Below are 15,106 nucleotides of genomic sequence, written 5' to 3' on the forward strand. Positions count from 1 at the left end.
TTTACACGTCTTTTATTTGGAACACATGTTCTTTTAAGGGATTTATTTTCAATACAATTAATGTAAATCCCGCCGCTATAATTATTCTCATGAAAATTTGGAAGAACGGAAGATGTTCCAAAGGAATATGATGTAGTATGGCAAACCCTCTCCAATTACTAAGGTTCACCTCAATGCAATGGATGCAATAAATCACTAAGCTGTAGCGTCCACCCCAGTGGATTATTTTCCAAAAAAGCGATTCCTTACGATATAAATTTTTCACAACAACATATAGTGTAAAGAAAGCACCAAGAGCACCAAACAGACTAAACACATAGCCAGTTGGAAAACGACAATGCACCATGGAAATGGTTTCTTTTTGAACCCAACAATACAACCAAAGGAGGAGGAGGAATGGAACGATTATTTTGACTCTGTCCATTTCAAGTAATCTAAATTTTTTTACAAGAAATCCGGCGTAGATAAATCCTGTAGCAGATATGCCCTGCGGTATGCAATAAGGGACGAAAAAGAATCTCTCAAGATACATCCCTAAAATTCCCAAAAGAAAGAATATAAAGAAAAGTAGTCTATTAGACTTTATTTTACTGACAAGGGGGACTGTAATACATCTTGCAAAAAACATGGCAAGAATGAACCTGCACGCGCCAATATTACCGTTTAGCCACTTTGGAGTGACTTCTCCGTTATATCCAAGTAAGAGTTTAATGATAAAACCCTGTGAAAAAGAACCGTCTGCCCATGTGTAATTAGATAAGTCTATGCAAATTGCTATCACGCTTATGCAAACGGCCGAAAAAATATATGGTACAATAAGTCTTCGTATATTTAGACGTAGTTCATCTCGGAATGGGCGGATTTTCAAAAAATATCCAGCAACGAAGAAAAAAAGTGGCATGTGAAAGGAGTAAATGAACGGATATAAGGGATAAACCTCGCAATGGCCTAATATCATTAAAAAAATGGCGATTCCCTTTAAAACATCAAAAGTTTCGTCTCTTCCTCCGTTTGAATGCTGTGCCGCCCCCACTTCGTTCATTGAAGAGCAAATGGGCTCATGTCCTTGATTCAGAAGGAGTGGTTGATTGAGTCCATTAAACCAGTTCTTGAGAATTTTTTTCATTTTCGTAAAATTCATTCTATAATAAACACAGCGAGGCTAATTCATTCAATATATAACAATATCTAGTGAAAAATATGATCTAATCGTCTTTAAATACATGCCTTTGCGGCATGTCCTCATATAATTCAAATCCAAAACACATCCCAACTAGCTTGTTGGCTGTATTTTATATATTTAATCTAGCAAGACCTCTCAATTTATCGTCTTATCTAGGTGGACTATGTACTGCTATCTCATCATCGGCGCAGGTCTTTTCGGAGCAACTTTTGCTAATCTGGCCAAGAAGGCGGGCAAAAGCGTTCTCGTCATTGACAAACGCCCGCACATTGCAGGCAACTGCTACACTGAAAATGTTGAAGGAATCAATGTTCATAAGTATGGTGCGCACATTTTTCATACCTCCAATAAGGAAGTCTGGGATTTCGTCAATTCCTTCGTTGAATTCAACCGCTATACAAATTCGCCTATAGCCAAGTCAAAGGGGCGGTATTACAACTTGCCCTTCAATATGAATACGTTCAACCAAATGTGGGGTACGGCAACGCCTGAAGCGGCAAAGGCAATAATTGAAGAACAAAAAGCGGAAATTCTTAAGCGACTCAACGGACGAGAACCGGCAAACCTTGAAGAACAAGCACTAAGCCTTGTGGGTCGAGATATTTTTGAGACGCTAATCAAGGAGTACACTGAGAAACAGTGGGGGCGCAAATGCCGCGATCTTCCGTCGTCCATCATCAAACGCCTTCCCGTTCGCTATACATTTGACAACAACTACTTCAACGATTTATACCAAGGCATCCCTTGTGGTGGTTACACACAACTAGTGGCAAGGATGTTGGACGGAATCAAAATCCATTTGAATACAGATTTCTTTGAGCATCGCTCCGAACTGGAGGGTGTTGCAGAAAAAATCATCTACACGGGCCCCATTGATGAATTCTTTGATTACCAATTTGGGACTTTAGACTACCGCTCGCTAAATTTTGAAACAGAAGTTCTTGACAAAGACAATTTCCAGGGAAACGCAGTAGTGAACTATATTGACGAAGATGTTCCCTACACTAGAATTATTGAACACAAACACTTTGAGTTTGGTCAGCAAGTAAAGACTGTTATCACACGCGAATACCCCCAGGCCTGGACTCTAGGTAAGGAACGCTACTACACTATTAATGATGAAAAAAATTCCGCCCTATATGCTAAATACAAAGCATTGGCGGAACAGCAATCTAAGGTCATTTTTGGCGGAAGACTTGCCGAATACAAATACTACGACATGGATGACGTCATTGAACGGGCGATGGTCGTCGCAAAACGGGAATTGGGGATTTAAGATGTCAGAAAAACTTCTATCCGTAGTCATCCCCACTTACAATATGGAAGCTTACTTGCGTAGGTGCTTGGATTCCGTTACTCGCGACGACGTACCACCTAGCTTGGAGTTGATTGTTGTCAATGATGGAAGTACTGATAATTCCCTTGCCATTATGCAAGAATATGCGAAAAAACGCCCCGATATTGTAAACATCATTGACAAGCCTAATGGTCACTATGGATCATGCGTGAACGTTGCACTCAAGGTTGCGACGGGGAAATATTTCCGCATTTTGGATGCCGACGACTGGTTTGATACGGATGGATTGATAAAGCTATTAAACGAAATTGAAAATATTTCAACAGATATTATTGTCACACCATATAAAAAAATTCGTAAGACAAAGACTATAGAGTATAAACCCAAACAAGTATTATACAACCACGTGTATAGTCTTTTGCAAGAATCTATTTGGACGAATCAGGATTTTGAATTGTTTGTTATGCATTCTATGACCTTCAGGACATCTGTATTGCGAGATGTCGATCTTCATCTTTCTGAAGGAATCTGCTACACAGACAACGAATTTCTAATTTATCCCACCCAAATGGCTGGGTCTATCATTTTCTTAAAATCCTTACTCTACAACTACGACATGACAAGAGAAGGCCAGTCAATGGATCCTGCTGTTCAAGCGAAGAATAGCGGGCACCTCGCTATAATAATAAGACGTTTTACAGAAAAGATTGACAAACTTGGAGCATTTTCAAGGCGATTCTGTTCGCGAGTCCTGATTTCTTATTATTACAGACGCCTGTTTGCATGCGTTGATGATAAAGAATTAAAAGAAATGGACCGCTTGGTAAAAATAAGTGCTCCCTATTTGTTCAAAGATGTTGATGCCGCGTTATTGCATGCGCCTAGTCTTTGGCGAAGATTCGGTTTGCACTTCGTATTTTATGAGAAACTAAAAAGACTCTTCAATATAGATCGATAAAGATTACGAAGTGTAAATTGCTTTTAAAATAGGCAATTGCTTCATGATATCGTAATCAGAACTGAGTTTTTGTAAAAAACGCCTTTCGCTTTTTTGTGGACTGATTCTTGAAACCCACAAAGACAAATCAAGTGGGAGACATTCTGTTTTTGGGGATATTCCAGCTTCCTTTGTGATATATTCGCTCACAAAACATGGCAATCCAGCGTATTGCGCTTCAACAAGCGTTAAAGGCAGCCCTTCCCACAGCGAAGGAAAAGCAAACACATCCATAACGCTATAGAACGGAGCAGGCTCTTTCTGAAGTCCAGCAAATATAACAGCCTCAGCAAGCCCCAAAGATTCTACTTTCTGTTTAATCTTTTCTTGCAGAGGTCCGTCACCGAGTAAAAGCAACTTGGCATTCGGTTTCTGTTTGTGGACCTCACTAAATACATCTATCAAAAAATCGTGATTCTTTTGCGGATAAAAGCGTCCCACATGCCCCACAACAAAATCATCTTCGGCAATTCCATATTTTGCGCGGATTTCGCGGCGGGCAGATTCACTAAACTTGAACCGTTCTGGATCGATTGCGTTAGGGAGCATCGTCACCTTGCCTTTTTTCACGGCACTTTTTCCCCAACCATTGATGGCAGCAGCTTCGCCGCAGGCTAACCAATGGGTGGCAAAGAGTTTGCAGGGGATGCGGAATAAAAAACAAAGAAAATTCTTTACAAGGTGGTTCGGCAGGCTCACCAACCTTGTTTTCGGCCCTTCGACGGGTTCTTGAGCAGTATAAGCTTGGTGATGGTGGGCTATTCTTTTTTTGATTCCGGCGAGCATCGCCAGAAAGCACACGTAGCTGTTCATGAACCAATCCAGGTGACTATGGACTACATCGTATTTGCCTTTTCTAAAGATTCTGAACATCGTCCATAAGTGCTTTAGCGGATGATGCACCTTGTCGGGAATCTGGATGCAGTTGATTCCGGCCTCATTGAACCGTTCCAAAATTTGCGGATTCGGTTCGTACTGGTACAGCAAATCAAAATGTATGTCCCGCATGCGCGAACAGTAGTTCAGAACCACCTGTTCCGAACCACCGCCCACAATCCCGTGCAGCACCTGACAAACGAGAATACTCATAACAGAAATAAATATATATTTTCTATATGTCCTTCAAAAGAGCCATAACCTATTCCGTAGCCATCAACCTATTCTTCTTGGCGTTGTGCCTGATTTTTGGTGACCTCAAGTTCGGGGCGATTGACGACTACTTCATGGCAGCAAGACTCACCGGCGCCCTGGGCACGGACTACAACCCACACCTAATTTTCGTGAACGCCATCTACGGCTATGCGCTGTTGCCGCTGTACCACCTTTTCCCGAAAATTGGATGGTACTATATAGGCGAGATGTTTTCGGTTTTCCTGTCGTTCACTGTCATCGGCTATGTGTTGCTACAGCGTTGTGGCGAGCGGTGGGGAGCGATTTTGGCGGCGCTATTTACGGCTCTATTCGCGAGCGACTTTTATTTGGTGGTGCAGTTTACTCAGTGTGCCTCGATACTGAGCGCGGCAGGGATGCTGCTGTTTGCGTACGGGGTGGTTGAAAAACGCGCTACCGCACCTTTCGTTCTCGGCATAATCCTAATGCTGTGGGGTTCGGTGATGCGATGGCAGGCATTCTTGATGGGGATGCCGTTTTTCTGCCTCGGGATGCTGTTTATAATTAAAGATTGTTGGAAAGCCAAGTGGCATGTGACCGCAGGCCTCGCCGTTATGTTCGCAGGCGCTTTTGCCATGCACTGCTGGGACCAGAACATCTACAAGGCTCCTGAATATCAGGATTTCGTAGAATTTCAGGGGCCGCGAGCCACATTGGGCGACAAAGGCAATTATAATGAGAATGCTGTATACGAAGATGCTGAAGAAATGGGATTAAGCGGACAAGACTATCACATGCTCACACAGTGGATATGGTACGATACAGAAGTTTTCTCGGTCGACAGTTTAAAACATTATACAAACATGATTCATCCCTATACGAGGGAATATCATATCCGGGAATTCCCCCACAAGATACTTGACGCCATTACGCACGCATCCCAAGCCCCCCTATTCTGGACATGGGCATTCTTCTGTCTCGCGCTCTTTCACACGCGTCGGTCAAAATCACTTTATATTTGGGCGAGTCTTGCACTAATAATCGCATTCATGCTCTATCTGTTATCCATGGGGAGACTAGTCTATCGAGTTGAAAATGGTTTCTGGCTCTATTCAGCAATTCTTGCAATTCCCCTATTCGGCAGATTCACATTCAACATTTCCCCAAAAATTGTCGCTTTAATTATAACCATTATTTTCCTTTCCAATATTGCAACCTACGCAAACTCAGGCAATATCGTTCGTGATCCATCCTCAGGCGAAAAACGAACATTAGTAACGAAAGATTCTACAGACTACAGCCAAGTCTTTGAATACATTGACCAAAATCCAGACAAGTTATTCCTCTTGAGCATGGACGCCTTTATGAAGTTCAGCCACCACAAAAATCCTCCATATTTGGCTGAACCAATCGGGAGTTATCGCAGAACCATATCTTTAGGCTACTGGACTCCCTATCTTCCAGAAATAGAAGCAACTCTGCGCGATTTTAATGTTGCAAATCCGATAAAAGATGTAATCAACGATAACGTAATAGCCCTTGACGCATCTCATCTAACAGGTTTCTTGCAAAGGCACCACTACGACAGTGTTGCAGTAAACACCTTGAAAACTTTCGGTGAAATGAGTTTCTGCAAATACAGGCTCGTCAACAAGGAGGAACAATGAAGAAAATATTGTACTTCTTGGTTGCAACCGCTCTTATAACGATAGTCCCCTTTCTGTTCACCTTCGAAAAGGGACAAGACCTCGTTCGCGGACTTTTCGGGTATGAATATTTCGCCTTATTGCTGTTTATTGTTTTTGTTAAAGGGAAATTATACAGAGCAAAAACGTCATTGCGATTGGACAAAGCCACATGGCTATTCCTTTGTTTACTAGTCTTAATCATCGGCCTTGTCTCCGTCGCTTGGATCGATTTGCAGAACCTTCTAGCAATAAAAGGATGGTGTACCAGCTGGTATGCGATTCTTCCATTTGTCACTTGCGGATTAGCAATCGTGATAGTCTGGAAAATTCCTACCTTCCATTTAACAGATATCAGCCTCATTCTTTTCGTAACGCTGATAACATATTTTGCCGCATACAATCTCTTTCCGTCGCAACCTCTAGTACAATTTCCCATAATAGACTATTTTGTCCGCACATCACCGCAACCGCCCCAACGCAAAGAAATAGACGATATTTTTAAAGACAAGTACATAGTGACCGATTCTGCCAGCATTACACGAAATTTTGTAGACACAACAAGAAGCAACGTCATAATCCTTATAGAAAGTTGGGGCGTTCCACTCGATATAAATCGTTTTGATAAGCAACTAAAAATATTCGATGGGAAAATTGCCGCTGCCGGTAGCCATCATCGCATGTACAGCAGGACAAGGACTGCAGAACGCGAGGACCTCATACACGAAATACATCGAGACTCAAGCGGCCATCGAGACACAACATTTTTACCCCAAATTTTCACTGAAAAAAATTGCAAGACAACATTCTTTTTCGGGGGAGACAGTTTAAAACATCAACGTTTCAAATACATTCATAATTTGGGATTCGAGGATATTCACTTTATAGAAAAATCTTCCGATGCCGAAATCGCCAACCAAATTGACGACCTATTGAACGACTCTTTAAAACATTTCATCGCATGGACTACAAGAGATACTAAATTCCCAATCATCGAAACAAAGTCCATCTATTATGCGAATACAAATGTGGTCGATTCAATATACTCAAATCGTCTAGAGATGTCATTGCGATTGATTGCAAATCTAGCGCAAAAGCACCCTAACGTCCGTTTCATTATTCAGGGCGACCACAACCCAATTCTTTCACCCGTTCCGTTCCAGGAAAAATTTTACAAAAGATGGGTTCCATACATTGCATTAAATTAAGATAATCTAGTTCAAAATCACCAATGGGACCCATCTAAAATAAAAGGACTGTACAAAATCCGATTGCTCAAGCGACCCCATCGGACGATGATCTCCACGAATTACAAAACGATAATTCGGATACTTCTGAGCCAGTCGAACCAGATATCGAGCCGTATTCTGTTGTAATGTAAAGTAAGTACAGTCAATGTCAGAAAGGGCAAGAGATTCACAAGCAATCGATTTTTCTCGAATCTTCGCAAATTCATACGGTGGATGGGCATCAAGAGTCGTCCAATAAATAAATTTAGGCAATGAATCCGCAAGCAACGAATCTATAAAGACTGCTACAGACGAATCACAAATACCTTTAAATCCATATTGACAACTCGAAAAATTTCGTTCCTCAAAATCTTTTTTAAAAAGAAGGTGATCGAAACCGAATTTATCATAATTCTCATCGCGTTCGTAGAAATCTCCATCATATCCATGAAGGAACCATGTTTCTAATCCATTTGCTTTAAATTGTTGAGGAACTATTTTTTCATTTAAACTTCCTTGCGGAGCGCCAAAATCCTCCCATTCAGCCCCCTGTGTATGAGCCGCATCGCGCGGGAAAAGTCCAATAAAGGAAACTTTTGAATTTTTATACAGAGCAAGCAAAGAATCCGTATAAGCCATAGATTTGTTAACACCAAAACTTTCAATGAGCACAACAACCGTTGGCTTTGAAAAATCAGTAATCACCGCTTTTTCTTTTTCCCAGACAGGAAATGCCGCCTTAATATCTTCTTGCAGATACAAATTATGCCCAATAATCCCAGGAGTACAAAGTTGCCACATCCATTTTTTTACTGAAAAATCTAGAATGGGCTGTTTAAGCTGTAACGCACTTATGCTAAAATTAAGTCCAATTACCAAAGTCGCAATGACATATGCCGTCAAATGCGAAATTTCCAATCGTTCTCCCCACAAAATTTTGCGAGCAAAAAAAACTTCCAATAAAATTTGCAATAACGGTATCAGCAAAAAAAGACACGGACCCCACCAAAAGAACTTTGCCAACCCCCAAACATCTGACAAAGTAAGGACAAATGTTGCATAAAAGAAATTTGCCCAATCAGCAATCGAAGAAAACAAGGCAAGCACAATGAATGCTGGCAACAAAAATTGGCGATTACGCGGAATCGCAGCCGACAAAACAACTAGGATGAAGACAATTCCTGCTGTAGCATAAGCGTCAATAGAGTTCGACGCAATGGCGTAAATCCATACGATGATGACAAACGGCATTTTCCATAAAAACTTTCCCCGTGGCAATAAAAAGAACAGCAGCAAAAAGAGCACATCAACGGAAAAGAATCCATGCCCTTGCGGCGTAACAAACAAGAAAGAAGCTACGCCAGTAAGAAAAGACGCACAAACAGGGATAATAAAGAAATAAATTTTTCTCATTGACGGAAGAACACTCAGCATTTATACGAAAAAAAAGAACCCCCCTCTTTTACAGAAGGGAGCTCTTTCATTTTTTTTCGAACTTAGTTCAACGTAGCTCTGTCAGAAGAGAACGCAGCAAAGTTCGGCGTGAGAGACAGGCACTTGGACTTGTTGGTCAGGCCAGCATTATAGACAACGGAGCCGCCAGTAGAGCTATTAGCAGCGATGTCGAGATGCCACTTGCTCTGGGCCGGACAGTCATTCAAAGTAGACTTTGCAGTAGCCTTCCATGCATCAGTCTTAGCTGTCGTAATGGAGGTCTTGTCGTTAGCGCCCTTATAGCCATCATAGTCGAAGTTGGAAGACTTCGGCATCGTGAAGCCAATCAGTTCCCAAGAACCATAGAACACGCCAGTTTCAGCAACGTAAGCGTCCTGGAGCTTGATGTATTCGCCAGCAGACGGGCCGACTTCGGAAGCCTTGGACTTAGCGATCATGCCGAACAGTTTCGGTACTGCGACGGCGGCCAAGATGCCCATGATCACGATCACGACCATCAATTCGATAAGGGTAAAACCTTGCTTTTTCATAGTGTACTCCTTGTTGTTTGTTACACACTTGTTTGGTCTTAGGCCCGTCAGTGGGCGTTCAACCGGTTTATGTCTGTAATATAAACAATTTTTTTCAGAAAAGCAATAGTTTTGCAAAATTTTTTGCATTTTTGTGTAAAAATTGTCAGACTTTTGTCACTAATTTTTACTTTGTTCGCAAAATTCTATCGTTTTCACATCAAAATCGCCATATTCCAGCCAGAACTTTGATGATGTATATATACAAATTTTTTTGAAAAAAAACATTTTTTTAAGAAAAAAACTGAAAATTTTTTATTCCAACTTAAATTGAAAAAGAGAAAAACCCGGCTTTCGCCGGGTTGTCAAGGTAATTTCAAGTGAACATGGAAGCTATTTCAAGGCAAAGCCTTCAGCGATAATCTCTTCCGGAATACCTTTAGAACGAAAGAATTCTGCCATTTTCAACTTTTCAGCATCATTCTTTTCACGTTCCTGCCGTGCGCCATTTGCTTGGCCCTTCAAGAAGGCTTCGGCTTCGAGAGCTTCGTATTCATGACGGTCGAACATGTTTGCCTCCAGTGCTTTCAAAAGTTCAGGGTTCATGCGGCTTACGCGCAGGCGGTCAAGTGCATTCGCAAAGATCGGGTCTTCCGTTTCGGGAACCTGGAGCGGTCCTCTTGAAATGAGCCGGAGCCAGAAATCTTCGCGGGTTTTTACGCCTTTGCGCAACTGCAAAAAGTTGGGCAGATCAACGATAATATACCTATTTTTCCGAGAAATGGGAAGGGCGTTCCCTAACTTGACTTCGTATTCGCTATAGGTGGTCCACACATCCTTGTAGATTTCCTTCGACCTGAGTACCGGATTGTTGCAGAGCTAAATGGATACCGTTTCCGGAAGTTCGTAGTACCGGTACCGGCGTTCTTCTTCCGGCAGGCCCAGGAAATAGTCAGAACGGTTAAACTCGTACTTGCCGCGCAGCGTGAGGTACGAATTGTAGAGCTGCATGCGGTCGAAAAAGAACGAGTGCACTTTATTCTGCATCTCAATGTTGAGATACCGATTGTCCCGGGTGTGTACCCAGACGTCGAGGCGCGCGGGGTCGTTTTCGGGCATAAAGATGTCGATGGGTTTCTCGAATTCATATTCGAGGTCAACAATTTCATGGTCATGGTCCAGCTGAAGCAGGCTGTTGAGTACGTCGCGGATTGTGTCCTTGTCGTCCATCAGGATGCGGAAAGTCGCCGCGTATTTGGGCAACAGAAATTCTTCGCCCTGTTCGTTCGTGACGATGTAGTTTTTTGTAGAATGATTGGTATTGTCAGACATGTGTTTCCTTTCGTGTTAAGTTACGGGCACCCCCTATTACTTAACACGCTTTTTTAGGGCGTTTGAATACCAATTCTTTGTAAAACTTTTGTAAAAACGGAAAGATGCACATTTTTCCCAACGTCCCTATGTTCCAAGTTGGAATAAGAAAAAAATCATATTTTTGTTACAGATCACAGACTCGTGTAAAAAATTGTTTTATATTTACGCTGTTAGGCCTCAGTTAAGAAGGAGGTTTTTATGCTGATTGGAATTTTAAAGAAAATTGGCGAGTTCTGCTCGCTCAAGGTCACTAAAGACGCTGACCGGAACAAAAGGAAGGCCGGTTTTACCCTCGTTGAATTAATGGTGGTAATCATTATTGTAAACCTGCTTTCAGGCGTTGCAGTGCCCCAGCTCACCGACTACATTGAAAAGACAAGGCAAAAAATTGACCTAATGAAGCTTTATTACCTTCGCGACGCCCTTAACAGAGCCTTGTACGAAGATGACGTATTTCGTATGGACGAATCGAACTCCTGTGGTAGCGGAAAGAACAACAAGGATAATTTACGCAATTGGTTAGCCAGCGATAACGGTGTAACACTGTTTATTATCGAACTGCACGACATTCTCCCAGCCAATTTCCAAGCAAACAACACGCGTAGAATCAACGACAACCAAAATATGTGTGGGCTCCTTACAAGTGACGGATTTTGGAGAGACGCTCTTAAAGACGCCGGATTCGGCGCTGTCGCCGACATTCTCTACGCCAGACAGCACAGCGGCAACAACATCAAATCTACCAGTACTTTCACCGCCTATCAAACTAAAATCAATAACGAAACATGGTGGAGAACGTTCCCCACTAAGCCTCTTTTTGTCAGTAGAGCAATGAACGGAGACTCAAACGCCGCAAAAACCGGAGTCGGCGGACAGAATAGATATAATTTTAAAATTAGATGGTTGAACAAAAACGAAAAGACCCATTCTCTTGAAGTTTTCGTACAGAGCGCCCAGGGCTCAGATAAAGGAAAGCCGTTCACGACGCGTCAAGGAGTCTGTTTTTCGACTGAAACAGGCCTCTGCAATTAGAATTTCTACCAACAGCCCATTCCCCTTTCCAGCCGCCCTAAAAACGGGCGGTCTCTCTTTTTACTACTTTATAGTCACTATGAGTGAAAACTGTCTTTTCTGCAAAATCATCAAGGGTGAAATCCCTTCCAAGAAAATCTACGAAGACGACGACGTGTTCGCCTTCTACGACATTGTCCCGCAGGCCCCGGTGCACTTTCTGGTAGTGCCCAAGCGCCACATTTCGACCATCATGGACATGCAGCCGACTGACTGCGAACTGGTGGGCAAAATGCTTTACCGCGCACAAATTATCGCGAAAGAACTGGGTATCGAAGAATCGGGCGCTCGTTTTGTGTTCAACTGCAAGGCCGACGCAGGCCAGACGGTGTTCCACATTCACCTGCACGTGCTTGGCGGCCAGGTCATGGGTTGGCCTCCGTTCCCTGCTAAGTAAAACAAATCAATTTCCCAATATCCACTCACCGAAGAACGGGTCTTCAAGTTCATAGCCGACTGTTTTGATTACGTACCCCTGCTTCAACAGGCGTTTGATAGAACTGAACGAGGTGCTAGTGGGTACAGACCTGTCTGTTATGGGGTTTTTCTTGTTGGCAAGCGAGAGCATCACCTTGCGATCGGTACGGTTCATGTTCGCCCAAAGACGTTCGTAGTCCAGGGAATGTTCCTCCACCTGCCTCTTTACGGCATAGACGACGACATTTTCCGTTATCTTGCCATACACCAAAGCGTTATAAACTGCAGCAGCCAGCTGTTGCGTGTAGTAGGGGTGAACATCCGTAAACTTGAGAATTTCTTCGGTGATGGAAGCCTTCTGCGAAGCGGGCATCTTTGGCAGGCGACTTTCGACATAGCGATAAAAATCGTCGTACGGAATTTTCTTCAAATTCATGCGTTCACCAAAATGGAAGAACGGGGACTTTTTCTTCTCGAAAATTTCCTCCATCATGGACTCTTGACTCCCCATGAATATATAGTTCAGCCCCTTCTGCCGTTGCATAATGGCACGCAGCTGCTTCGCCAGCGTCTTGTCAATGGAGTTCACCTCTTGGAATTCATCGAACACCACAATGAGGCGATTCTCAGCAGAAGACACCTTCTCCAACAATTCCAAGGAGTCTTCCAACATCGCAGAAGATTTGCCCACTGAGGGGACAAAACTCACGTCCATGCCATCTGTCATCGGATTATAAGAGAGTGTGGGCACGACGCGGAAATGTTTCATGAAATGTTTTACCTTCTCAAACTTATGAAGACGGAACACCTGACGCAAAACTTGTGCTGCCAAATCCTCTACATTCAAGACCTTCATGAAATCAATAGTAATGGACGGGCGACCGATTTGTTGCAAGGCCTTTGCCACCAGGCTACTCTTGCCAAATCGACGGGGAGATATCAAGACCAGGTGGTTCTCGCTATCCAACATCTGCTTGATTTGTTCCAGTTCGTTCACGCGGTCTGTGAAGAACTCATCTTCTACGATTGTGCCGAATTTAAAAGGATTCATAGTCGCTCCAGCGCCAAAAGTTTCATTGCGAAAAAATTCGTTGCGAAAATTTTCGCATCATACACAATATAATATATTCACCCCTTTTTCGCAATACAGTCTAGCGTTTTTTTGGATCAACTGCCTTTCTTTTTTCTACCTTATACTCATTATGAGTGAAAACAGTCTTTTCTGCAAAGTAGAAGGCCGTAAATGATCAAAACTCAGGCGATAGTGCTGCACCGGTTTGCGTACAGCGACTCGAGCTTTATAGTGAAAGCGCTCACGGAAGAGTGTGGCGTGGTGAGTTTTATTATCAAGGGCGCTAAGCGCAAGGAGTCTCCCTTTAAAGGGGCGCTCGACCCGCTCGCCCTTTCAGAGGTGGTGTTCCGGCAAAACCCGGCCAAGGAGTTGCAGTTCATTAAAGAGGCGTCTATCGTGAACTGGCATGCGCACTTGCGGGCGTCGCTGATGGACTTGGCGATTGCGCAGGTGATGGCTGAGATTGTGCTGCGTTACGCGCCACCGGCCACTCCGATTCCCGAGGAGTTCGCCTTGCTAAAGCAGGCGCTTGCGGAGTTCGACTCGCCCGCTGCAAGTGAGAAGGATCAATCATCCGCCGACTCGGTATTCAGCCGCTGGTTGCTGGACATTTGCGACTTGTGGGGCTACCACCTGGAACTTGGCGTGTGCAACCGCTGTGAAAAGGTGCTTACGGAACCCGCAGCGGACTTTTTCCCGGAATCGGGCGCGCTCATTTGCAAGCAGTGCCAGGGTGTACAGAGCGCACGTGCCCGCGCAGAGACATTGCAGGGACTCTGGGAACTGAATTTAACGCAAAACAACCCCGAGCAGGCGCTACAAAAACTCACGGGGCGCGTCTTTGTGGAGAATGCTTTGCTATCTTATCTGCGCAATCACATCGGATTCCTGAAAGAAATCCATTCCCTTTCATGGCTACAGGAGGTTCGTAAATTATGCTCAGCCCAATCGACATAAAGAACAAGAAAGCTAAAGGCGAAAAAGTTTCAATGATTACTGCCTACGACTACGCTTTTGCCCAGATGGCAGAGGCGGCAGGCGTGGACCAGATTTTGGTAGGCGACAGCCTTGCAAACACGATGCTCGGCTACAAGAGCACTCGCGAAATCGGCATGAACGAGATGCTGATTTTTGTGGCGGCGGTTTGCCGCGGGGCACCGAACACCCACGTGGTGGCCGACATGCCCTACTTGAGCGACAAGGATCCGCAAACGGCCTACGATAACGCTCGCCGCTTTATGGACGTGGGAGCTTCTTGTGTAAAAATCGAGGGCACCCCCACGGGCGTGCACGAATATTTGCTGAACCACGACATTCCTATTTGTGCGCACCTCGGACTTTTGCCGCAGACGGCCGAAAACTTTAAGCAGAAGGGCCGCACCGAAGAAGAAGCGGCCGCAATCATCAAGGCGGCCAAGTACGTAGACGACCTGGGCTGTTTCGAGATTGTGCTGGAACACATTCCCGAAGAGCTCGGCACCAAGATTACCGGCATGGTGAACGCGGTGACGATCGGTATTGGCGGCGGAAAGTTCACCGACGGTCAAGTGCTCGTGATGCACGACGCCTTGGGCATGCACCCGCGCAAGCTGCCACCGTTCGCAACGAAGTTCGTCGACATGTATAGTCTTGGTGTCGAAGGATTCAGGAAGTATATAGATAGCGTGCAAAGCTCAGGAAAGTAATTTCGCAAGAAAAACTTAGGAG

At 43.9% G+C, this 15,106-nt stretch carries 15 protein-coding genes; 8 read left to right on the forward strand and 7 right to left on the reverse strand.

What is annotated here, in order from left to right; translation table 11 throughout:
* Position 1: 1 nt before the first annotated feature.
* Positions 2 to 1,126 carry an acyltransferase family protein gene (locus B9Y58_RS05260; RefSeq protein WP_158278328.1) on the reverse strand — a complete coding sequence of 375 codons (1,125 nt, stop codon included), beginning with the start codon at positions 1,124 to 1,126 and terminating at the stop codon, positions 2 to 4.
* 220 nt (positions 1,127 to 1,346) lie between these two features.
* On the opposite strand from B9Y58_RS05260, the gene glf reads away from it, so the two are divergent.
* Positions 1,347 to 2,459 carry a UDP-galactopyranose mutase gene (gene glf, locus B9Y58_RS05265; protein ID WP_085534791.1) on the forward strand — a complete coding sequence of 371 codons (1,113 nt, stop codon included), beginning with the start codon at positions 1,347 to 1,349 and terminating at the stop codon, positions 2,457 to 2,459.
* A 1-nt stretch (position 2,460) separates the two neighbouring features.
* Complete coding sequence (locus B9Y58_RS05270) at positions 2,461 to 3,438, forward strand: glycosyltransferase family 2 protein (protein WP_158278329.1); 978 nt, start codon at positions 2,461 to 2,463, stop codon at positions 3,436 to 3,438.
* A gap of 3 nt (positions 3,439 to 3,441) precedes the next feature.
* On the opposite strand, the gene B9Y58_RS05275 is transcribed toward B9Y58_RS05270, so the two are convergent.
* Positions 3,442 to 4,566 carry a glycosyltransferase family 1 protein gene (locus tag B9Y58_RS05275; RefSeq protein WP_085534793.1) on the reverse strand — a complete coding sequence of 375 codons (1,125 nt, stop codon included), beginning with the start codon at positions 4,564 to 4,566 and terminating at the stop codon, positions 3,442 to 3,444.
* A gap of 26 nt (positions 4,567 to 4,592) precedes the next feature.
* Between B9Y58_RS05275 and B9Y58_RS05280 the strand changes: the two genes are divergently transcribed.
* On the forward strand, positions 4,593 to 6,254 hold the full coding sequence (locus B9Y58_RS05280) for a hypothetical protein (RefSeq protein ID WP_085534794.1): 1,662 nt from the start codon (positions 4,593 to 4,595) through the stop codon (positions 6,252 to 6,254).
* Entirely contained in the window at positions 6,251 to 7,480 is a 1,230-nt protein-coding gene (locus B9Y58_RS05285; protein WP_085534795.1) for an LTA synthase family protein, read from the forward strand. The genes B9Y58_RS05280 and B9Y58_RS05285 overlap by 4 nt, the downstream gene beginning before the upstream one ends.
* A 6-nt stretch (positions 7,481 to 7,486) precedes the next feature.
* On the opposite strand, the gene B9Y58_RS05290 is transcribed toward B9Y58_RS05285, so the two are convergent.
* The 4 genes from B9Y58_RS05290 to B9Y58_RS14880 form a co-directional block, all read right to left on the reverse strand.
* A complete protein-coding gene (locus B9Y58_RS05290) occupies positions 7,487 to 8,935 on the reverse strand; it encodes a sulfatase-like hydrolase/transferase (protein ID WP_109639693.1) in 1,449 nt (482 codons plus the stop codon).
* 62 nt (positions 8,936 to 8,997) lie between these two features.
* Positions 8,998 to 9,486: a type IV pilin protein gene (locus B9Y58_RS05295; protein WP_085534823.1), complete on the reverse strand. Its 489-nt coding sequence runs from the start codon at positions 9,484 to 9,486 to the stop codon at positions 8,998 to 9,000.
* Between the two features lie 372 nt (positions 9,487 to 9,858).
* On the reverse strand, positions 9,859 to 10,203 hold the full coding sequence (locus B9Y58_RS14875) for a hypothetical protein (protein ID WP_233247850.1): 345 nt from the start codon (positions 10,201 to 10,203) through the stop codon (positions 9,859 to 9,861).
* 141 nt (positions 10,204 to 10,344) lie between these two features.
* Entirely contained in the window at positions 10,345 to 10,797 is a 453-nt protein-coding gene (locus B9Y58_RS14880) for an Rpn family recombination-promoting nuclease/putative transposase (protein WP_233247851.1), read from the reverse strand.
* A gap of 240 nt (positions 10,798 to 11,037) precedes the next feature.
* On the opposite strand from B9Y58_RS14880, the gene B9Y58_RS05305 reads away from it, so the two are divergent.
* Positions 11,038 to 11,871 carry a prepilin-type N-terminal cleavage/methylation domain-containing protein gene (locus B9Y58_RS05305; protein ID WP_085534797.1) on the forward strand — a complete coding sequence of 278 codons (834 nt, stop codon included), beginning with the start codon at positions 11,038 to 11,040 and terminating at the stop codon, positions 11,869 to 11,871.
* A 79-nt stretch (positions 11,872 to 11,950) separates the two neighbouring features.
* Positions 11,951 to 12,307 carry a histidine triad nucleotide-binding protein gene (locus tag B9Y58_RS05310; RefSeq protein WP_085534798.1) on the forward strand — a complete coding sequence of 119 codons (357 nt, stop codon included), beginning with the start codon at positions 11,951 to 11,953 and terminating at the stop codon, positions 12,305 to 12,307.
* A 6-nt stretch (positions 12,308 to 12,313) separates the two neighbouring features.
* Here B9Y58_RS05310 and B9Y58_RS05315 read toward each other — a convergent pair whose 3' ends face one another.
* A complete protein-coding gene (locus B9Y58_RS05315; protein WP_085534799.1) occupies positions 12,314 to 13,378 on the reverse strand; it encodes an AAA family ATPase in 1,065 nt (354 codons plus the stop codon).
* A 192-nt stretch (positions 13,379 to 13,570) separates the two neighbouring features.
* Here B9Y58_RS05315 and recO point away from each other — a divergent pair, with 192 nt between their 5' ends.
* Together recO and panB are read left to right on the forward strand one after the other, a co-directional pair.
* Entirely contained in the window at positions 13,571 to 14,356 is a 786-nt protein-coding gene (recO, locus tag B9Y58_RS05320) for a DNA repair protein RecO (RefSeq protein ID WP_085534800.1), read from the forward strand.
* On the forward strand, positions 14,335 to 15,084 hold the full coding sequence (panB, locus tag B9Y58_RS05325) for a 3-methyl-2-oxobutanoate hydroxymethyltransferase (RefSeq protein WP_085534801.1): 750 nt from the start codon (positions 14,335 to 14,337) through the stop codon (positions 15,082 to 15,084). Before recO ends, panB begins: the two co-directional genes overlap by 22 nt.
* Positions 15,085 to 15,106 lie beyond the last annotated feature (22 nt).

The organism is Fibrobacter sp. UWB15 (genome assembly GCF_900177705.1).
GTDB lineage: Bacteria > Fibrobacterota > Fibrobacteria > Fibrobacterales > Fibrobacteraceae > Fibrobacter.